Origin of the sequence: Klebsiella sp. KE9456 (genome assembly GCF_043832615.1) — a bacterium.
In the GTDB taxonomy this organism is placed as follows: domain Bacteria; phylum Pseudomonadota; class Gammaproteobacteria; order Enterobacterales; family Enterobacteriaceae; genus Klebsiella; species Klebsiella indica.
In genome coordinates, this window is record NZ_JBDYQK010000018.1 from 16,722 (window position 1) to 37,233 (window position 20,512).

Below are 20,512 nucleotides of genomic sequence, written 5' to 3' on the forward strand. Positions count from 1 at the left end.
GTATGTTCTGGTTTTTTCGTCGGCCCGCGCAAGTGCTGCCGGGCAATGGCTGAAAAACGCACTTTGTCAGCCATCTGAGGGGGAATTTCCCCCCGATCGTTTCCCCTTCCCGGGCCTGCCTGTTCAAACGGTTAACCGTGTTGTGCGGCGACTCGAATTATTCAGCGGATATACCCATGTTCTTATCAGGAATTAATCAGTAGATAATTTGTCCTTTGCGGTTTATTTGATTTCTCTCGTTCTGCTGTCTTTAGACCATTATCTTCCAGATGACAAGGTGTTGTCGGTGAAATATAAATTTATTAATCCCTCTTCATATTTATGCTAAGCTCTTAAATACGAGAGATTTACAAGGTAACAAGAGGACGGAGTTAGCTATGGGTATCATTTCATGGATCATTTTTGGTCTTATCGCCGGTATTTTGGCCAAGTGGATTATGCCGGGGAAAGACGGCGGCGGATTTATCGTTACTGTAATTCTCGGCGTCATCGGTGCGGTTGTCGGGGGCTGGATTAGTACCTTCTTCGGATTTGGTAAGGTCGATGGCTTTAATTTCGGCAGCTTTGTCGTGGCGGTGATCGGCGCACTGGTTGTGCTGTTTATCTACCGGAAAATTAAGAGCTAATTCTGCCTGCGCGCAACGTGTGCTATAAAATAAAAAGCTGCCAGTTTTGCTGGCAGCTTTTTTAATATCTGTAGATAACCGATGGCCTATTCGACACAGATAAATCCACAACGAAAATATGGGCTTATGCACCCGGGATATCAGGCACGGGAACCACTTCCACGCGGACTTCGTAATGTTTGGCTTTGTTTGCCGGAATAAGCGGCGTGAGTTTATTGATCGTTTCCACCGGATTATCCGTTGCTACCGTTGCGGAGAATATTACCGGCTTTTTCGGTGGAAAAGGGGGAAATGGCATTGGGCCGTGTCCCTGAGCCAGTTCAAATGGCGGATGCCCTGCATTGACGTCTGCCGGTGTCGGGGCTTCGGTTTTATCTGCAGCAAACGCGCTGGCGGCGGTGATCGAAACAAGGGTGAACAGTGCAATAAGCGTTTTATTCATTTCAGGTACCTCGTAAGTTTGTGAATGAAGCTTAGAGGCCTGGCTTTTGGCAAGCAATCCCCGGGCGGGTGAATCCTATGAATCTTCATATTTTATCACGAATGTGAAGGCCTGGCCGACGACGACGAGGCTCACAATTTTGGCGAGGAAGGGGTTAATCAAGCAAAACGCTTATAATTAACAATATAGCCATACACATCGACATAACGTCTGTTTCAATATCCATAATCCAGTACTACATACCTTCCTGATAATTTGCATTGCGACATTGCATTCAAAAATGAAAAAAATTTGACGAAATATTGTACACGAGTTGGATGGCAGTATAGAAATCTTTCTGCATTTTTTTCTCACGAAGGTTAGCGAGATCCACAGGCCGAATATCTCAGGCGGTGCCGCGCCATCGTATGTGCCGCCGTCGTCTATTGGGCTGCGCGGCAACATCGTGGGCAGGCATATCGGCGATTTATCCAGCCGGGTCGACGCCGCAGTCTGTGCGGCGTCACTCCGCGAAGCAAACAACGGGTTTCGTCGCAAGGCGTGAAAATATCTACCGGGAGGGTGCCACGCCAGTCAGCTGTTTCATAACCGCGATAAACTCTGCGGTAATTTTATCTTCATGAGCATGTCGACCATCTTCAATAACCCAGCGACCCCCGGTCATGACATTTTTAATTGGATTGGTAGCACAGGCAAATATCCAGCGATTCAGAATTTCGCGATCGCTGGCGGTGGCGAGAAACGGGTCGTGACCGTTAAGTTCCAGCATATCTGCGCGCTCACCTGCGGCAATCAGTCCGACGGGTTGCCCAAGAGCCTGGCGTCCGCCATTTAACGCCTCCTGATACAGTACATTGGCGATATAGGGTTCGTTTGCGGTATGAAGAAGATTGCGCCGCCGGTGGTTCAGTCGTTGGCCGTATTCAAACCAGCGTAAATCCTCAGCGACATTGACCGAGATATGGCTGTCGGAACCTATTCCCCAGTTGCCTTGATGCGCTAAATAATCCTGCCCCGGGAAAATACCGTCGCCCAGGTTGGCTTCCGTGGTCAGACACAGGCCCGCGACAGCGCCGGAGTGCGCAATCTGTCGGGTTTCCTCGGTTGTCAGATGGGTGGCATGGATAAGACACCAGCGCTCATCTACCGGCATATGGCGGTAGAGCCACTCCACCGGGCGCAGACCAGACCATGCGACGCAATCGTCCACCTCTTTTTGCTGCTCGGCAATATGAATGTGGACGGGCTGCTTATGCGATCTGGCGGCAAGTACAATACGCATCTGCTCCTCGGTAACCGCACGCAGGGAATGAAAGCACAGGCCGCTGCGCTGCATCGGTTCGTCGGCAAGTTGCGCGGTAATGGCATCGTAGATCGCCAGATAGCGATCGGTAGTGTTGATAAAGCGTGCCTGTCCGGCGGAGGCAGGTTGGCCGCCAAAGCCGGAGTAAGAGTAGAGTACCGGCAGTAGGGTCAGACCGATACCCGCCGTTTTTGCCGCCTGCGAAATGCGTAATGCCAGTTCCGCTGGCTGCGCGTAAGGTTTACCTCCCCGATCATGGTGCAGATAGTGGAACTCCGCCACTGAGGTATAACCTGCTTTTAGCATTTCGATGTACAGATAGCTGGCGATCGTTTCGAGTTGTTGGGGGGTGATTTTATCAACCAGCCGATACATCAATTCTCGCCAGGTCCAGAAGCTATCGGCGGGATTGCCGACCACTTCAGTAAGGCCGGCCATCGCGCGTTGAAACGCGTGAGAGTGGAGATTAGGCATACCCGGCACGAGCAAGCCGTTAAGCCTGATGCTATGCTCATCCGCGACAGTGTTGCTCTCCACTGAGGTAATGATGCCCTGGGCGGAGACGCTTATTTTGACATTGTTTTCCCAGCCCTGCGGCAGAAGCGCTTTCGCCGCAAAATATACCGCCATATTTCCACTCCGGTTTGATGATAATTAAATGTATATACATGTTTATATATATACATCCAATAGTGCATAGAGTAAACTTTAATAGTCATCAGGGGAGGAAACAGTTATGGCACAAAACGATGTGTGTAAAGTTGTCGTGGGTGAGGAATGCCTGGATCAACCAGCCCCTTTCTATGAAAGGGTAAAAAATATGATCAAAACCAATATCCATAGTGGTGTCTGGCCGGTGAACTACCGGGTGCCTTCCGAGAGTGAACTGGTTAGCCAGTTCGGCTACAGTCGCATGACCATCAACCGGGCGCTGCGGGAATTGACCGCTGAAGGGTTACTGGTCCGTATGCAGGGCGTCGGAACGTTTGTGGCGGAGGTGCGCGGGCAGTCGGCGCTGCTGGATATAAATAATATCGCCGATGAGATAGCCAGCCGCGGCCATCGCCATCACGCACGCGTCCTGGAGTTGACCCAGTTACAGGCCGATACTCAGCAAACGCTGCTGCTTAATCTCCCCATGGGCAGTCGTTTGTTTCACTCCTTGATTTGCCATTACGAAAATGGCGTGCCGATCATGCTGGAAGATCGGTTGGTCAATGCGTTGATCGCCCCGGACTATCTGCAACAGGACTTTACCCGTATCACGCCAAATGCCTATCTTTCCTCGATTGCACCTATCGTGGAAGGGGAGCATATCATTGAAGCGGTAAATGTCAGTCGGGTTGAGTGTGCCTACCTGGAAATTAATGAGCACACGCCGTGCCTGCAGGTTAACCGCCGTACCTGGACCGGACGGCAGGATAAAAAAATCGTTACCAGCGTACGTCTGGTCTACCCAGGATCGCGCTACCGTCTGGAAGGGAGTATGCGTAAATGATCCGCCATCTGCCCCATGCGCAATATACTGAGATGCGATGGAAAAACGGGCAGGGGATCACCCGTGAAGTGTTGCGTTACCCTTCCTGCGAACAGTATGCCTGGCGAATATCTCTCGCCACGATCCGTAATGATGGGCCTTTTTCCCGCTTTCCCGGTTATTTGAGAAATATCAGCGTGCTGGAAGGGGGCGGGATGTATCTGACGATCGACGGTCAGCAAAGCGCGTTTATTCCGCCATTTCAGGCGACCGATTTTCGTGGCGATAGCGATGTTTCCTGTCAGATCAGCGGTGGCCCGTTGCTCGATTTTAACGTTATCTATGATGCCGCCACGGTACGGGCGGCGGTGCGTTGGGTCGATGGCGGAGAATGGGCACATCATACAGGGACATTGCTGCTGTTTAATGCTGGCGATACGCTGGATATTCGGGTCGGCGAACACTGTCATTGTCTGCACCATTACGACAGCCTGCTGATTGACGCACCCGCAACGGTGATTCTGGCGAGGAGCGCCAAAAATCGCGTGGCGAGTGTCACGCTTAGCCCTTTGCCAGTAAGCGCTTAGCGCCCGGTAAATTGCGGCGTTTGCTTGTTTTTAAACGCCGTCATCCCGATGGCCCGATCGTCGCTATCCGCAATCAACGCCGAGAGCGCCCGCTCATATGCGATCCCGGCGCTAAGGGGCATTTCATAGCTGGCATTGACCGCTTTCTTAATCATCTGCACCGCCAGCGGCGCTGCGCGGGCAATCTGTTTTGCCACCGTCAGCGCGTGTATTTCCGACTCTCCGGCGTTGACCCGTTGGCTGATTAAGCCAGCCTGGTGCGCCTCTTCTGCGCTAATACGTCTGCCGGTCAGCAGCATCTCCATCGCCAGCGATTTTCCTACCGCGCGAACCAGACGCTGAGTTCCGCCAGCGCCAGGAATAATGCCGATCTGGCTCTCCGGTAAAGCAAATTTCGCGGTGTCATCGGCAATGATAATATCGCACAGCAACGCCAGTTCCAGACCACCACCGAGCACATAGCCGGATACGGCGGCAATAAGGGGTTTTTCGATGCAGGCGATCTGGTCCCATTTTTCACTAAAACCGCTGCGCCATAGCGTGGTGGCCGATGCAGCCGCCAGGGTGCCGATATCCGCGCCAGCGGAAAACGCGCGCGGCGCGCCTGATAGCACTATCGCCCTTACTTCAGGTTGCTGATCGAGTGTTTTTAGCGTGCTCAGCAGGGCGTCGAGCATCCCGGCCGTGAGGGCGTTATATTTTTCCGCGCGGTTCAGGGTCACAATAGCAACCGCCTCTTCATAGCGACAGAGAATTTCACTCATTTTCCACGCTCCTTGACGTGAGGCTATTCACCAGCGCATCACGCTGCCGCATGGCGTCCATCGCACTCTCTCCGGGCCATGAATAGAACCCCGCGCCGCTTTTGACGCCCAGCTTACCGGCGGAGATCGTTTCGTTTAGCCAGTCCGGTAGCGTGCTGCTGTTATCCAGCGCAGGCAACAGCAGCGCGGCAACTTTCTCTACCGTATCCAGCCCAGCGAAATCCATGAGCTTCATGGGCCCCATTGCCGCCCAGCGGGGGGCCAGCGTGCGTTGTACCGCCCGGTCTACATCTTCAATCGAACCGATACCCGCGCTAACCAGATACAGTGCTTCACGCAGCATGGCGTACTGTAATCGGTTGATAATAAACCCAGGAATATCCTGATTGACGGTGATGGTCTCTTTGCCAAGATGCTGACAAATTTCCCGTATCTGCTGACAAATGTGTTCGCTGGTTTTTTCGCCCCGCACAATCTCAATCATTGGCATAATATCCGCAGGGTTAAACCAGTGCATGCCAATCAGCCGCGAAGGGTCGCGTAGCGCGGATGCCAGCAAGGTAATAGAGATGCTGGACGTATTTGTGGTCAATAGGCAATCTGCGGAAATCTGTTGTTCAATGGTTTGCAGCAAGCTTTGTTTCAGCGACGTATCTTCGGCGATGTTTTCTGAAACGATATCGGCCTCCGCAAGGCAGGTTTCCAGCTGGCTACTGTAGTGAATCGAGGTCGTCACGCCCAGAGACTCAATTAGCGAGCGCGCCGTTTGCAGCGTGTGCGCCGAGCGTGACCACAGATGGACATGATACCCTGCGCGCGCCATGACCGCGGCGATACGCGCCCCCATGGTTCCCGCGCCAATGACCGCCACGTTTTTAATGACTGGCATATTTCTCTCCGCTGGTTAAATTACGCCCTGCGTGTGCAGTTGCGCTAAGGTTGCGTCATCCATACCGAGAATGTCGCGCAAAACGGCATGCGTATGTTCCCCGAGCAGGGGAGGCAGTAACGCGGGTTCCCCGCTGGCGCCGCTCATCTTGACCGGTTGCGGGACAATCGCAATATTTCCGGCCTGGGGGTGTTCAACCTGTTTGACCAGTTGGCGTTGCCGGGCATAGTCGCTGGCGAGGATCTGATCCAGCCGGAGTACCGGGGAAGCCGGTACTCCGGCGATATCCAGTATGGCCTGCGCCTGGCTGATGGTTTTCGTCGCCAGCCAGCATTCGATGACTTCCCGTAATTCCTGCTGATGAGCCAGGCGCTGAGGATCGCTGGCGAAGCGGGTATCGTCCATTAATGCGGGGTATTCCATCGCTTCAGCAAGCTGGCGAAAGAGTTTATCGTTGGCGACGGCAATCACAATATATCCATCCTGTGCGCGATAGCTGTCCATTGGCGCGCTGATCGGATGAGCGTTACCCAGCCTGCCAGCAGCGGGTTGCCCGCCAATCCACTGGATTAATGACACCATTTGTAATGTAACCATGGTGTCAAGCATCGATACATCCAGGTGCTGGCCTTTACCGTTGATACCGCGCTGCAATAATGCCGCCAGCACTGCCCAACTGCCGTACAAACCGGCGACCACATCGCCGATGGCATCGCCTACGCGTGTCGGCTCGCCATCCGCCCAGCCGGTAACCTGCATGATGCCGCCAATTGCCTGAATAATATGATCATAGGCGGGTTTGTGCGCAAGCGGCCCTTGTTGGCCAAAACCGGAAATACTGACGTACACCAGCCGCGGGTTTATCGCCTGCAGCGTCGGGTAATCAATGCCAAGGCGCGCGGTAACGCCGGGGCGAAAGTTCTCGACCAGCACGTCGGCGCTGGCCACCAGTTGTTTCAGGATCGCCAGCCCCTGTGGGTTTTTCAGATTTAGCGTGACGCTTTTTTTGCCATGATTGAGTTGCATAAAGTAGCTGCTTTCGCCGCCAATATGCGGTGTGAAGTGGCGGGAATCATCACCACTGCCAGGCATCTCAATCTTGATCACTTCCGCGCCGAGATCGTTGAGCAGTGAAGCGCACCACGGTCCGGCCAGCACGCGGGATAAATCGAGCACCCGTATACCATGCAGCGCTTGTAATGCTTCAGTCATCGTGTTTCTCCTCAAACAGGGCGCGTAACTGGTGGCTCAGTACACCGCTGGCAATCAGATCGCGCACTGCGTGCATATCCGGATAGAGCGCGGTATCACGTTGGCGAAATTCCACTATCTGGCGAACCTGTGACAGCGTCAGTTCTGTCCCGACCGAGGCACGTAACGGCCGATGAAATTCAATGGCCTGGCAGGCGCACAGCAATTCAATGGCCACTATATCCCGCGCGTTTTCGACAGCTTTTACGGCCTTACGGGCGGATGAGACGCCCATACTGATATGATCCTCTTGTCCGGCGCAGGTAGAGACGGTATGTACGCTGGCAGGCGCGGCAAGACTGCGGTTATCCCCGGCCAGCGCGGCGGCGACATAGGGTGGGATCATCATGCCGGAATTCGGGCCGCTCGCGCCGATCAGGAAAGCGGGCAGACCGCTGAGATGCACGTTCGTAATACGGTCGGAACGTGCCTGTGAAGCGGTGCTGATTTGAGCAATGGAGACGGCCAGCGCATCCAGGGCGAGCGCCAGGGGGGCGCCATGGCCATTGCCCCCCGGGAGAACAACTAATTCATTGTTTTCAATTAAAAATACCGGGTTGTCGGTCACGGCGTTGAGTTCGGTGGTCACAATTTGTCGGCAGTGGGCCAGTTGATCGCGCACCGCGCCGTGGATTTGGGGAATGCAGCGCAGACTAAGCGCATCCTGTACTCTGTGATCGCGATAGTGCGTAAGGATTTCGCTGTCACGCAGCAGACAACGCAAAATACGCGCGGTTTCCTGTTGTCCATCATGCGGGCGCAGGGCGTGCAATCGGGCATCATAGCCGCGGGTATTGCCTTTCATGGCTTCCAGACACATCCCGCCAGCCATATCAGCCACCGGCAGCAGTTGTTCAAAATCACCGATGGCCAGACAACCCAGGGCGGTAATTTCATAGGTTCCGCTGATTAACGCATGACCTTCACGAGGGCCCGGGGTATACGCAGCGATCCCCGCTCTGTCCAGTGCCTGACTGGACGGCAACAGTTGTCCCTGATACCAGCATTTTCCTTCACCGAACACCGACAGTCCGATATGGGCTGTGGCGATCAGATAACCCACCGAGCCGCCTGCGGGCGACCACGGGGTAACATGCTGGTTTAGCATCTGGCACATGCGGCGCGCCAGCTCGGCGCTGACGCCGCTATATCCCTGTAACAGGGATTTCAGCATCACCGCCATCAGGGCGCGGACCTCTCGCGCTGAAAGATCCGGTCCCATGCCGCAGGCATGGCTGCGCAGCATGTTCATTTGCATCTGACCAATTTGATCTGCGGATAGACGTTCGGTCACCAGGTCTCCCACACCTGTCGTCAGACCGTAAATCACCTTACCATCGGCAATCGCTTTGTGGATAAAACGGCTCACATTATCCATATGGGCCAGCGCGTCAGGCTCCAGTATAACTGGTGCTCCGTCGGCGATGCGTACCAGCTCTTCGATGGTGGTACGGGTTCTGCCTAATATCACGGCATCCCGTGGTTGTGCGGGAGAAGAGAGATGTGTCGTCATCAGCAAACCATTCCTTACTTACTTGTTAAGGCCGTGTTTCACCAGCCACTGATGCGCAACGTCATCAATGTTGGTGAATTCCGCGAGCTGTTCATTCATGGCGATCAGGTCTTTGGTGGTCAGTTGCGCCGAAATCTTATTCAACGTACTTTCGATTTCCGGGGTCAGCGTGTTGCTGGCGACAATCGGTACGATATTCTGCGCGGCAAATAAGTTTTTCGGATCGCCCAGCGCAACAAAGTGATCTTTCTGGATTTCTGGCGCGGTGGAGGTTAAATCAGCCACCTGAATCTGGTTGTTTTTCAGCGCGTTGATTGTCAGCGGTCCCGCGACATCCAGCACTTTAAAGCTTTTGAAATTCAGCCCGTACACATCACGCAGACCCGGAACGCCTTCATGACGTGTTTTCCACTCCGCGGGGCCGCCGAGCACCAGTTTGCCAGCGATCGGTTTCAGGTCATCAATCGTTTTCAGGTTGTATTTGTCCGCTGTTTTCCGGGTTACGACCAACACATCGCTGTCTTGCGCCATTGAGATATTAAGCATCTTCACGTTCTTCGGCAGTTTGCCCGCCAGCGCTGTTGCCACATCTTCTGGGCTGTGGGCCTGGTTGCTGGCATCCAGGTAGCTCAGCAGCGCGCCGCTATATTCCGGGATAACGTTGATCGAACCATCCAGCAATGCCGGGATATAAACTTCACGGCTACCGATATTGAGTTTTTTCTCGACCGGAATATGTTTCGCTTCCAGCGCGCCAGCGTAAATCGTTGCCAGCAGTTGGCTCTCAGGGAAATCGGCCGATCCGATAATCACTTTTGTGCTCGTCGTGGGCGCTGCCCAGACAGAAGAGGCGACAGATAAGATGGCGGCACTGAACAGCGTCAAATAGCGTTTTTTGATATTCATCGTATTAACCTTCTGGAGTTAAAGGGCAGGACATCACATGTTTTTGGTGCGTCGGGAAAGTCCCGGCGAGACGATCATTTTCTCGGAAAGCGAGAAAATAAAATCAATGAGCAGAGCCAGCAGCGCGACAAGCACGGCGCCTGCGGTCATCTGGGCAAAATCGTTTGCCGCCCGGCCATCAATAATCAACCGTCCCAGCCCGCCCAGCGAAACATAAGCGGCAATTGTGGCGGTTGAGATGATTTGCAGGGTGGCGCTACGAATACCTGAAATAATCAGCGGCGTGGCGCAGGGCAGTTCCACCTGCATTAACACCTGCAATGGCGTCAGGCCGATCCCGCTGGCCGCATCGTGGACGCTGGGATCAACAGAACGAATCCCGGCATGTACCCCCAATGCCACTGGCGGCAGCGCCAGCACCACCAGCACGACAATGCAGGGCAGCACGAAAGCCATATCCGATTCGAACCAGCTCGACATCAGGATCACCAGTAAAATAATCAGGCCAAACGAGGGCAGGGAACGTAACGCGTTTGTGGCGCCGATAAGCAGTGCTTCGCCTTTGCCTGTGTGGCCGGTGTAACAACCAACCGGGAAAGCGATAGCTATGGCAATAACCAGCGCCACTGCGCTATAGGCGATATGCTGTAACAGTAAAGGGATGATGCCGTCATCGCCGTACCAGTGGCTGAGATTGAAAAACCATTCAGACATACATCATCCTCTTTTCGGTTGCCAACGGCTTAACGCGCGGGTGCCCGCGACCACCAGGCAATCCAGTACAAACGCCAGCACAATACACAGCACGATGCCCGCGATGATTGGGGTAAGAAACTGCAGCTGGAATCCCTGGGTGAACAGTGAACCGAGCTGTGGGGTGCCAATCAGCGCGGCGACGGAGACAATACTGACGTTGGACACGACCGCAACGCGCATTCCTGAACCAATAACCGGTACGGCCAGCGGCAGATCGATCTGGAAAAACTGCTGTATCGGTTTGTAACCCAAAGCGCATGCCGATTGCCGGGTGTCGGTGGAGACGGAATCCAGACCGTCACAGACCGTGCGCACCAGGAGGGCGAAGCTATAAATAGTCAGCGCCACCACCACGTTTATCGGGTCGAGGATTTGTGTGTTTAATATGGCCGGTAGCAGCACAAACAGGGCCAGGGACGGAATGGTATAAAGTAAGCCAAAGAGATTGAGAATAACGCTTTTTGCTTTTGGCACGCTATATACCGCCCAGCCTGCGGGAATGGCCAACAACAGGCCAATCACAATCGGCGTAATGGATAAATAGCTGTGCCAGATCAACAAATTAAGAATATTTTCTCTTTGCCCCCACAACCAGTCAAATCTCATGATGCCTCCTGGGTCATTGACTTACAGGCATCCAGAACATGCTCCAGCGCCAGTGTTCCGACCGGCGCGTGCCGGGCGTCAACCACAACGGCGCGATGACAGGGCGAGCTCAAAGCCGAATCGAGCAATTGACGCAGCGTTCCCCCTTGCGGGAAGAAGGTGGCGCCAAGGTTGATGGTTTCCGGGGTAATCGCCCCAACCGGCTGATGGGTGTCAAACCAGCCGCAGGCTTTGCCATTATGGGTCACCAGCAGCCAGCGCTGAGGGGCGATATTGCACGCCTGAGCATGGGAGGCGCCCATTTCCACGGTAGGTTCCGGGCGGATACCGGACAGCGGGCCAGAGCTGTGGAAGCTCAGTTTGCGATAGCCGCGGTCGCGGCCAATAAAGTCAGCGACAAATTCACTTTGTGGCGCGTTGAGTAATTCCCCTGGGGTTGCCAGCTGTGCCAGTTTACCGCCGGGCTTGAGAACCGCGACCCGATCGCCCAGCTTCATGGCTTCATCAATATCGTGAGTGACCATGATAATGGTCTTACTCACTTCTTTCTGGATGCGCAGGAATTCTTCCTGTAATTGCTCACGGACTACCGGATCGACGGCGCTGAAAGGCTCGTCCATTAACATAAACTCGGGATCAGAAGCCAGCGCTCGCGCCACGCCGACACGTTGCTGCTGGCCGCCGGATAATTGCCACGGGTATCTTTTCGCCAGTTGCGGCGCCAGACCCACCACTTCCAGTAGTTCCGCGGCTCTGGCTCTGGCCTTACTTTTCGTCATGCCGTTAAGAATCGCGGTAGTGGCAATGTTATCGATGATATTTTTATGCGGGAACAGCCCGGCGTTTTGAATCACATAACCAATTCGCCGACGCAGGTGCACAACATCCATCTGAGCGGTGGTTTCACCATTGAGCAGGATGGTGCCGGAAGAGGGTTCAACCAGCCGGTTGATCATCCGTAGCGACGTGGTTTTCCCGCACCCGGATGGTCCCACCAGGACAGTAATTTTACCGCCTGGCGCAACCAGACTCAGACCGTCCACCACTACCGTGCCATCGTCGTAATGCTTGGTCACATTATTAAAAGTAATCATCGTCACGCCTTATGGTTTCTTCCTGCCGACAGGTAAAAACGGCAGTGTAAAGTCATTTATGTATATCCTTGTATGTACAACTAGCAAGCCCTGTGCCATTCACTCGGTTATCATTTTGTTAATTAATTAATTTGTTGAATAACAATAATTTTTTTATTTTTTTCTAAAAATAGAGAATGAATCCTCTACCATAAGCGGTATGAAATGCGCGCTATAGCTGTATTGCGATGTTAAATTTCTGTTTTATTGCACTTATATGGTGCGAATTATTGATTTATTTGCACTATATTGATGCTTTAATGGCGGATTATTACGGTGTTATATTATCCCTCTCATTCTTTATTTGTTTATCTAATTGTTTTTAATCAATAAAAAAATAAATCCCACTTTGGCATCATATGTGCTTATCATGTATATACAAGAGTATTGAAAAAGGCATTCGCGTTTTTCAGTGGACATCTTTCCTGATTCAATGAAGACAAAAGGTGAAGCGCATGAGCAGTGAATTTTCCCGTTATCGTGATGTTGAAATCAGAGCACCACGCGGTACCACATTGAATGCCAAAAGTTGGTTGACCGAGGCGCCATTGCGGATGTTGATGAACAACCTGGATCCCGAAGTCGCGGAAAATCCCAAAGAACTGGTGGTGTACGGTGGTATCGGGCGGGCTGCCCGCAATTGGGAGTGTTATGACAAGATCATTGAGACGTTGAAACAGCTCAATGATGATGAAACGCTGTTGATTCAGTCCGGTAAGCCTGCAGGCGTTTTCAGAACTCACACCAACGCACCGCGGGTGCTGATCGCCAACTCAAATCTGGTGCCGCACTGGGCAAACTGGGAGCACTTCAACGAACTGGACGCTAAAGGCCTGGCGATGTACGGGCAAATGACGGCAGGGTCGTGGATTTATATCGGCAGTCAGGGCATCGTTCAGGGGACGTATGAAACCTTTGTTGAAGCGGGACGTCAGCACTACAACGGCTCGTTGAGTGGCCGCTGGGTACTGACCGCCGGACTCGGCGGGATGGGCGGCGCACAGCCGCTGGCGGCAACCCTCGCGGGAGCCTGCTCGCTGAATATTGAGTGCCAGCAGTCACGTATCGATTTTCGTTTGCGTACTGGCTATGTGGATGAACAAGCCAGTGATATTGATGATGCTCTGGATCGCATCAAACGTTATACCGCTGCCGGGAAGGCGATCTCTGTCGCCCTGCATGGCAATGCGGCGGAAGTGTTACCCGAACTGGTGAAACGCGGCGTGCGTCCGGATATTGTCACTGACCAGACCAGCGCCCACGATCCGCTGAATGGCTATCTGCCCGCAGGCTGGCGCTGGGAAACCTATCGCGAGCGTGCAGTCACTGAACCGGCTGTGGTCATTCAGGCGGCAAAAGCCTCGATGGCTGAACATGTTAAAGCGATGCTCGCCTTCCAGCAGCAAGGCATTCCTGTTTTCGATTATGGGAATAATATTCGCCAGATGGCGAAAGAGATGGGCGTGAGCAATGCTTTTGATTTTCCGGGCTTTGTACCTGCTTATATTCGGCCTTTATTCTGCCGGGGCATCGGCCCGTTCCGCTGGGTGGCGCTCTCTGGCGACCCGCAAGATATTTATCGCACGGATGAAAAAGTCAAAGAGCTGATTGCCGATGATAGCCATCTGCATCGCTGGCTGGATATGGCGAAAGAACGCATCAGTTTCCAGGGGTTACCGGCGCGTATTTGCTGGGTTGGTCTGGGACAGCGCGCCCGTCTGGGGCTGGCGTTTAACGAAATGGTACGCAATGGTGACGTTTCCGCACCGATCGTTATCGGGCGCGATCACCTTGACTCTGGCTCCGTTGCCAGCCCTAACCGCGAAACTGAAGCGATGAAAGATGGTTCTGACGCCGTATCAGACTGGCCTCTGCTTAACGCGCTGTTGAACACCGCCAGCGGCGCGACCTGGGTTTCGCTGCACCACGGCGGCGGCGTGGGGATGGGGTTCTCTCAGCACTCCGGCGTGGTCATCGTCTGTGACGGCAGCGATGAAGCGGCAGAACGTATCGTTCGGGTTCTCAGCAATGATCCGGCCACTGGCGTAATGCGCCACGCGGATGCGGGTTACGACATCGCGATTGAATGTGCCCGAGAACAAGGGCTCAACCTGCCAATGATTACGGATTAATTTCCCCGGCGAAGGCGGCGGGCTATGCCGCCGTCTTCGCGCTGACCGGAGCGCAGCCATGAATAATAACAACACAACATACATCGAAACACGTTCTATTGAACCCATCCCCGATAGTGAACGCCACGGCAGTATTTTCAGCCAGTTCACCCTGTGGCTGGGGGCTAACCTGCAAATCACCGCAATGGTCACCGGTGCATTAACCATCGTATTCGGCGGGGATGTTTTCTGGTCGCTGGCGGGTCTGCTGCTGGGTCAGGTTGCCGGCGGGATTGTAATGGCATTACATGCCGCGCAGGGGCCGCAACTGGGGATACCGCAGATGATCAGCAGCCGGGTGCAGTTTGGGGTCTACGGCGCCTGTCTGCCAATTCTGCTGGTTTGCCTGATGTACCTGGGTTTTATCGCCACCGGTGCCGTGCTGTCCGGTCAGGCGATCTCGGCGGTGTTCCATACGTCGGAAACCGGCGGTATTCTGCTTTTTGCCGCCGCTACGCTGGTTATCGCTTATATCGGCTATCGCTTGATCCACCTGTTAGGTAAGCTGGCGAGTCTGGTGGGAATTATCGCGTTTATCTATTTGCTGTGTAAAATCAGCACCTCTTCGGCAATTGGCGACCTGCTGAGTATCCGACCTTTTAGCTGGAGCACGTTTTTGACCGCCACGGGTCTTGCTGCCTCCTGGCAGATCACTTTTGGTCCCTATGTCGCCGATTATTCTCGCTATCTGCCGCGAAGCACTTCGCCCGGAAAAGTATTTTGCGCTGTCGGAAGTGGGTCAGTGATTGGCGCGCAAATCGCCATGACCGTCGGGGTGCTGGCTGCCGCGCTCTCTCAGGGAAAGCTGGTCGGCCATAAAGTGGACTATATTGTTGGCCTGGGGGGTGTCGGCGTGATTGCCACGCTGCTGTATCTGAGTATCGCGTTTGGCAAATTGACCATTAATACCCTGAATGCCTACGGTAGCCTGATGTGTCTGGCGACGGTTTACAGCTGCGGGAAGCAGCGATCGCATGTGAGCCAGCGGGCGCGTCTGCTGGTGCTGGCAGTCATTATCGCCCTGGCGACCGGTGTCGCGATTGTGGGGCAGCACGCTTTCCTGCCGGCGTTTAAATCTTTCCTGTTATTCCTGCTGACCTTCTTTACGCCGTGGAGCGCGGTTAACCTGGTTGATTACTATTTCTTTAACCACCAGACAATAGATCTGGAGGCGCTGAATGATGCGAACGGGAAGTACCAGGCGTGGAACGCGACGGGAATTGGGGTTTATCTTTTTGGCGTGGCGGTACAGACACCATTTATTGATAGCGGGTTCTATTCCGGCCCGTTTGTGAAAATGCTGGGCGGTATTGATATCTCGTGGATAGTCGGGCTGGCGCTGCCCGCGACGCTCTACTACATCCTGCGCAAAGTTCAGTCCGCCCCGGCGGCGGCCGACACCGCCATCAGCCGTTAAGGAGAACGTTATGTATACTCTTTGGCACCATTGCCGTATTGCCACCATGGCTGGCGGTCATTATCAGTTGCTTGACGATGGCGCGATGCTGACGCATGACGCGGAGATTTTCTGGGTTGGCAATCGGGAAGATCGGCCTGATGTTCCCGTCGCGCAGCGGATTGATTTACAGGGGCGGGTGGTGACGCCGGGCATGGTCGATTGTCACAGTCATGCGGTCTTCGGCGGTAATCGGGCGCGGGAATTCGAAATGCGCCTCACCGGCGCAAGCTATGCGGAGATCGCCGCCGCTGGCGGGGGGATCGCCAGTACGGTGAATGCCACACGGCAAGCCAGTGAAAAGCAACTGTTTGACAGCGCACTGCCGCGTCTTAAAGCGCTGTGTCAGGATGGCGTAACGACCCTTGAGATCAAATCAGGCTATGGTCTGGATCTGGCTAACGAACGCAAAATGCTGCGGGTTATTCGCCAGTTAGGCGATGCTCTGCCGCTAACCCTGCGCAGCACCTGCCTGGCGGCCCATGCGGTGCCCGTAGAATATCAGGGGCGTGCGGATGCCTGGATTGACTATATCTGCGAGCAACTGCTGCCGGAGCTGCATCAGGAAGGGCTGGTGGATGCGGTGGACGCATTCTGCGAACACCTGGCATTTTCGCCATCCCAGGTGGAGCGGGTATTTCAGGCCTCCCGTCAGTTGGGCCTGCCGGTGAAGCTCCATGCCGAACAGCTATCACTGCAGCATGGCGCGGCGCTGGCTGCGCGTTACCAGGCGCTGTCGGCGGATCATCTGGAGTATTTATGTGAGGAAGATATTGCGGTGATGGCCCGTCAGGGTACGGTTGCTGTGCTGTTGCCTGGCGCCTATTACTTCCTGCGAGAGAAACAGTTACCGCCGGTAGCATTACTGCGCCAGTATCAGGTTCCTGTGGCCCTTGCCAGTGATTTAAATCCCGGAACCTCGCCAGTATTGTCTCTGCGTCTGATGATGAATATGGCCTGTACGCTGTTCCGTATGACGCCGGAAGAGGCGCTGGCCGGCGTCACGATAAATGGCGCGAAGGCGCTGGGGCTGGAGCGGAAGTGCGGATCTCTGGAAGCCGGAAAAGAGGCCAGTTTTGTGGTATGGGATATCGCCCATCCGTCGGAACTGAGTTACTGGCTGGGGGGCACGCTGACAAAACAGGTCATTTATCAAGGTAAGGAGGTATATCGTGATTAAGGCGTTTGATTTACGGCAGGGAAATCTGCCGTTACTGGTCAGTATGCCCCATGCGGGAACGTTATTAACTCCCGAAGTCTCGCGCGGCCTCACCCCCCGAGCGCAGCGTCTGGAGGATACTGACTGGCATATTCCCTTGCTCTATCAGACCATCGCTGACATGGGGGCCAGCACCCTGTGCGCGCGCTATTCCCGCTATGTTGTGGATCTTAATCGCCCGGCGGATGACAAACCGCTTTACAGTACGGCGACAACGGGCCTGTTTACGGACATCTTTTTTGACGGCGAAGCGCTTTTTCATCCTGGCGATGAGCCGGATGAAGCGACGAAGGCCGCGATTCTGGAGAATGTCTGGCGGCCCTATCATCAGGCGCTCGCGGATGAACTGGCGCGGCTGCGGGAGAAATTCGGCTATGCGCTACTCTGGGACGCGCATTCGATCAAATCGGTCGTACCGCGTCTGTTTGAGGGACGTCTGCCGGATCTGAACTTCGGCACCGCTGATGGACTCAGCTGCGCTCTGCCGCTCAGCGACGCACTGCTGGCAAGCTGTGACCGTTTCCCGCACTACAGCAGGGTTCTCAATGGCCGCTTTAAAGGAGGGTATATCACCCGCCATTACGGCGATCCTGATAACCATATTCATGCGGTGCAACTGGAAATGGCGCAATGCTGCTATATGGATGAAGAGAGCTTTGCCTATATAACTGAGAAAGCCGGGCAGATGCAGCGCGTGCTGGAAACCTTGCTTAATACAGCACTGCAGTGGGGACGAGAGCAGTATAAAGCGCGCTGAACGAGGAATACCGTTTCCGGGGGAGCGTTAATGCGCAGGCGCTGCGAGCGGCGGAGCGGTTCATCAATATCACCTGTATCTCATCAGTCGCGTGATGAGAACAACGTCTTCCCCGTCGTACCGATGGGGAAATCGCTTTTTGATGACATAACTCATGCAGCAAAACGCGCCGGAGCAGCGTGCAGGGGTAAGATACTAGCTGGCATTGACCAGCCCCGGAGATAACGCATCACGATTACAGCCAACCCATGGGCTGTTGCTACCTTACTCACCTTGACCATTAAAAGCGTCTGGAATGTCTTTGATTTCCCGCCAGTGTCTATTGAATACCCGATAAGTGGATGAAAACCCGTCTTTTCTGCTGCCTATTTTATAAATCGGTATTTTCGATGCATCTTTGTCATTGCCTGATATCTCTTCGTTACCTGGTAAATAACTATTTATTTTTCAGTAAATTAAAATAAAAGCATGTGGACTGAAAAGGCGAAGAACAGGGTCTATGCTTATAAAAAGGACAAAAATGAGACCTGTGGGGGGAATACCCCTTCTTTGAATGGGTTGAAGTGATAATCATTATCACTACCATAATGAGATGCCCTGAGGGCGTCAACCTATGAGGTAGAGCGATGGATTTACATGCAGGAACGTTTAACCCCGATGATTTTAGCTGGCGCGGCCTGACGATGACACCGTCGGCGGCGGCCCATATTTGCGATCTGATCCGCAAACAGCCAGATATGCGAGGGTTGCGTCTGAGCGTTAAAACCAGCGGCTGCGCCGGTTTTGGCTATGTTCTCGAATTAATCGCCGAACCGGCGAAAGATGACCTGTTGTTTGAGCGAGACGGCGCGAAGCTCTGGGCGCCGCTGCAGGCGATGCCGTTTATCGATGGCACCGAAATTGATTATGTCCGCGAGGGCTTAAATCACATCTTTAAATATCATAACCCGAAAGCGCAGCACGAATGCGGCTGCGGTGAGAGTTTTGGCGTTCAGGCGGAGTAACTATGTCTCGTAATACTGAAGCAACTGACGATGTCAAAACCTGGGGCGGCGGGCCACTCAACTATAAAGAAGGCTTTTTCACGCAGCTACAGACCGACGAGCTGGCGAAAGGCATAAATGAAGAGGTGGTTCGGGCGATTTCTGCACGCCGCAATGAACCGGAATGGATGCTGGCGTTTCGTCTTAATGCGTTTAAGGCCTGGCAGGCGATGGAAGAGCCGCACTGGTTAAAAGCGCACTATGACACGCTGAACTATCAGGATTACAGCTATTACTCCGCGCCTTCCTGTGGCAACTGCGACGACACCTGCGCCTCTGAACCGGGCGCCGTGCAGCAAACCGGCGCCAGCGCGTTCCTGACCAGTGAAGTGGAGGCGGCATTTAACCAGCTCGGCGTGCCGGTACGTGAGGGGCGGGAAGTGGCCGTTGACGCCATTTTTGACTCGGTCTCTGTGGCGACCACCTATCGCCAAAAACTGGCGGAGCAGGGGATTATTTTCTGCTCATTCGGCGAAGCAATCCACGATCATCCCGAGCTGGTAAAAAAATATCTTGGCACCGTGGTGCCCGGCAACGATAACTTCTTTGCCGCCCTTAACGCGGCCGTAGCGTCCGATGGCACCTTCATCTATGTGCCAAAAGGCGTGCGCTGTCCGATGGAGTTGTCGACCTACTTTCGTATCAACGCCGAAAAGACGGGTCAGTTCGAGCGCACGATCCTGGTCGCCGATGAAGGCAGCTACGTCAGCTACATCGAGGGCTGCTCGGCACCGGTACGCGACAGCTACCAGCTACACGCGGCGGTGGTCGAAGTCATTATTCATAAAGACGCCGAGGTGAAATACTCCACGGTGCAGAACTGGTTCCCCGGCGACAACAATACCGGCGGCATCCTTAACTTCGTCACCAAGCGTGCCCTGTGTGAAGGCGAAAACAGCAAAATGTCCTGGACTCAGTCGGAAACCGGCTCGGCGATCACCTGGAAATATCCGAGCTGTATTCTGCGTGGCGATAATTCAATCGGCGAATTCTTCTCGGTGGCGCTGACCAGCGGCCACCAGCAGGCGGATACCGGCACCAAGATGATCCATATCGGCAAAAACACCCGGTCGACGATTATCTCGAAGGGAATTTCGGCCGGTCACAGCCAGAACAGCTATCGCGGGCTGGTGAAAATCATGCCGACGGCAACCAACGCCCGTAACTTCACCCAATGCGACTCCATGTTGATTGGCCCGGACTGTGGGGCACATACCTTCCCGTACGTGGAATGTCGCAATAACAGCGCACAACTGGAGCATGAAGCCACCACGTCGCGCATCGGCGAAGACCAGCTGTTTTACTGCCTGCAGCGAGGGATCAGTGAAGATGATGCGATTTCAATGATCGTCAACGGATTCTGTAAGGACGTTTTCTCCGAACTGCCGCTGGAATTTGCCGTGGAAGCGCAAAAATTGCTGGCGATTAGTCTTGAACACAGCGTCGGTTAAAAGTCTGGTCCATCTGGCTATCTTAACTTGCCATTTTGGGCCTGGGCAGTGCTCGAAATCCTCAAGTACTTTGTGTACGTTCCGGTTTCTCCGCGCTGTCCGCACCCAAACTGGCTGCAACGATTACGCCAGATGAATCAGACATTCGAATTAAGGAATAGA

General features: G+C 54.1%; 19 protein-coding genes. 9 read left to right on the forward strand and 10 right to left on the reverse strand.

Features of this window, described 5'->3' with window-relative positions; all coding sequences use genetic code 11:
- Positions 1-377 precede the first annotated feature (377 nt).
- On the forward strand, positions 378-626 hold the full coding sequence (locus ABK821_RS17860; RefSeq protein ID WP_138358687.1) for a GlsB/YeaQ/YmgE family stress response membrane protein: 249 nt from the start codon (positions 378-380) through the stop codon (positions 624-626).
- Positions 627-750: 124 nt separating this feature from the next.
- On the opposite strand, the gene ABK821_RS17865 is transcribed toward ABK821_RS17860, so the two are convergent.
- Positions 751-1,068, reverse strand: a complete 318-nt coding sequence (locus ABK821_RS17865; RefSeq protein ID WP_138358689.1) for a hypothetical protein — start codon at positions 1,066-1,068, stop codon at positions 751-753.
- A gap of 550 nt (positions 1,069-1,618) precedes the next feature.
- Entirely contained in the window at positions 1,619-3,001 is a 1,383-nt protein-coding gene (locus ABK821_RS17870; protein WP_343178281.1) for a formimidoylglutamate deiminase, read from the reverse strand.
- A gap of 106 nt (positions 3,002-3,107) precedes the next feature.
- On the opposite strand from ABK821_RS17870, the gene hutC reads away from it, so the two are divergent.
- Together hutC and ABK821_RS17880 are read left to right on the forward strand one after the other, a co-directional pair.
- Entirely contained in the window at positions 3,108-3,869 is a 762-nt protein-coding gene (hutC, locus tag ABK821_RS17875) for a histidine utilization repressor (RefSeq protein ID WP_142501418.1), read from the forward strand.
- A complete protein-coding gene (locus ABK821_RS17880) occupies positions 3,866-4,435 on the forward strand; it encodes a HutD family protein (RefSeq protein ID WP_138358695.1) in 570 nt (189 codons plus the stop codon). Before hutC ends, ABK821_RS17880 begins: the two co-directional genes overlap by 4 nt.
- Here the strand turns inward: ABK821_RS17880 and ABK821_RS17885 are convergent.
- Genes ABK821_RS17885 through ABK821_RS17920 form a run of 8 tightly spaced genes read right to left on the reverse strand, consistent with a single transcriptional unit; the run spans position 4,432 to position 12,214 of the window.
- Complete coding sequence (locus ABK821_RS17885) at positions 4,432-5,199, reverse strand: enoyl-CoA hydratase-related protein (protein WP_308561456.1); 768 nt, start codon at positions 5,197-5,199, stop codon at positions 4,432-4,434. The two genes, ABK821_RS17880 and ABK821_RS17885, sit on opposite strands and share 4 nt — an antisense overlap.
- Positions 5,192-6,088, reverse strand: a complete 897-nt coding sequence (locus tag ABK821_RS17890; RefSeq protein WP_343178282.1) for a 3-hydroxyacyl-CoA dehydrogenase family protein — start codon at positions 6,086-6,088, stop codon at positions 5,192-5,194. Before ABK821_RS17890 ends, ABK821_RS17885 begins: the two co-directional genes overlap by 8 nt.
- 15 nt (positions 6,089-6,103) lie before the next feature.
- Complete coding sequence (locus ABK821_RS17895) at positions 6,104-7,300, reverse strand: CaiB/BaiF CoA-transferase family protein (RefSeq protein WP_138358701.1); 1,197 nt, start codon at positions 7,298-7,300, stop codon at positions 6,104-6,106.
- Complete coding sequence (hutH, locus tag ABK821_RS17900; protein ID WP_138358703.1) at positions 7,293-8,852, reverse strand: histidine ammonia-lyase; 1,560 nt, start codon at positions 8,850-8,852, stop codon at positions 7,293-7,295. The genes ABK821_RS17895 and hutH overlap by 8 nt, the downstream gene beginning before the upstream one ends.
- Positions 8,853-8,870: 18 nt before the next feature.
- On the reverse strand, positions 8,871-9,758 hold the full coding sequence (locus tag ABK821_RS17905; RefSeq protein WP_142501416.1) for an ABC transporter substrate-binding protein: 888 nt from the start codon (positions 9,756-9,758) through the stop codon (positions 8,871-8,873).
- 33 nt (positions 9,759-9,791) lie between these two features.
- Positions 9,792-10,472 carry an ABC transporter permease gene (locus ABK821_RS17910; protein WP_142501415.1) on the reverse strand — a complete coding sequence of 227 codons (681 nt, stop codon included), beginning with the start codon at positions 10,470-10,472 and terminating at the stop codon, positions 9,792-9,794.
- Between the two features lie 3 nt (positions 10,473-10,475).
- Positions 10,476-11,120 carry an ABC transporter permease gene (locus tag ABK821_RS17915; RefSeq protein ID WP_138358709.1) on the reverse strand — a complete coding sequence of 215 codons (645 nt, stop codon included), beginning with the start codon at positions 11,118-11,120 and terminating at the stop codon, positions 10,476-10,478.
- Positions 11,117-12,214 carry an ABC transporter ATP-binding protein gene (locus tag ABK821_RS17920; RefSeq protein WP_138358711.1) on the reverse strand — a complete coding sequence of 366 codons (1,098 nt, stop codon included), beginning with the start codon at positions 12,212-12,214 and terminating at the stop codon, positions 11,117-11,119. Before ABK821_RS17920 ends, ABK821_RS17915 begins: the two co-directional genes overlap by 4 nt.
- 494 nt (positions 12,215-12,708) lie before the next feature.
- Between ABK821_RS17920 and hutU the strand changes: the two genes are divergently transcribed.
- From hutU to sufB, 6 genes are all read left to right on the forward strand, one after another.
- Entirely contained in the window at positions 12,709-14,385 is a 1,677-nt protein-coding gene (gene hutU, locus ABK821_RS17925; protein ID WP_138358713.1) for a urocanate hydratase, read from the forward strand.
- Positions 14,386-14,443: 58 nt separating this feature from the next.
- On the forward strand, positions 14,444-15,841 hold the full coding sequence (locus tag ABK821_RS17930) for a cytosine permease (protein WP_138358715.1): 1,398 nt from the start codon (positions 14,444-14,446) through the stop codon (positions 15,839-15,841).
- 10 nt (positions 15,842-15,851) lie between these two features.
- Positions 15,852-17,060 carry an imidazolonepropionase gene (gene hutI, locus ABK821_RS17935; protein ID WP_138358717.1) on the forward strand — a complete coding sequence of 403 codons (1,209 nt, stop codon included), beginning with the start codon at positions 15,852-15,854 and terminating at the stop codon, positions 17,058-17,060.
- Positions 17,053-17,856, forward strand: a complete 804-nt coding sequence (gene hutG / locus ABK821_RS17940) for an N-formylglutamate deformylase (protein WP_142501412.1) — start codon at positions 17,053-17,055, stop codon at positions 17,854-17,856. Before hutI ends, hutG begins: the two co-directional genes overlap by 8 nt.
- A 626-nt stretch (positions 17,857-18,482) precedes the next feature.
- On the forward strand, positions 18,483-18,860 hold the full coding sequence (gene sufA / locus ABK821_RS17945) for a Fe-S cluster assembly scaffold SufA (protein ID WP_343178283.1): 378 nt from the start codon (positions 18,483-18,485) through the stop codon (positions 18,858-18,860).
- Positions 18,861-18,862: 2 nt separating this feature from the next.
- The gene (sufB, locus tag ABK821_RS17950) at positions 18,863-20,350 is read left to right on the forward strand and encodes a Fe-S cluster assembly protein SufB (RefSeq protein ID WP_138358723.1); all 1,488 of its coding nucleotides are present in this window, start codon (positions 18,863-18,865) and stop codon (positions 20,348-20,350) included.
- Positions 20,351-20,512 lie beyond the last annotated feature (162 nt).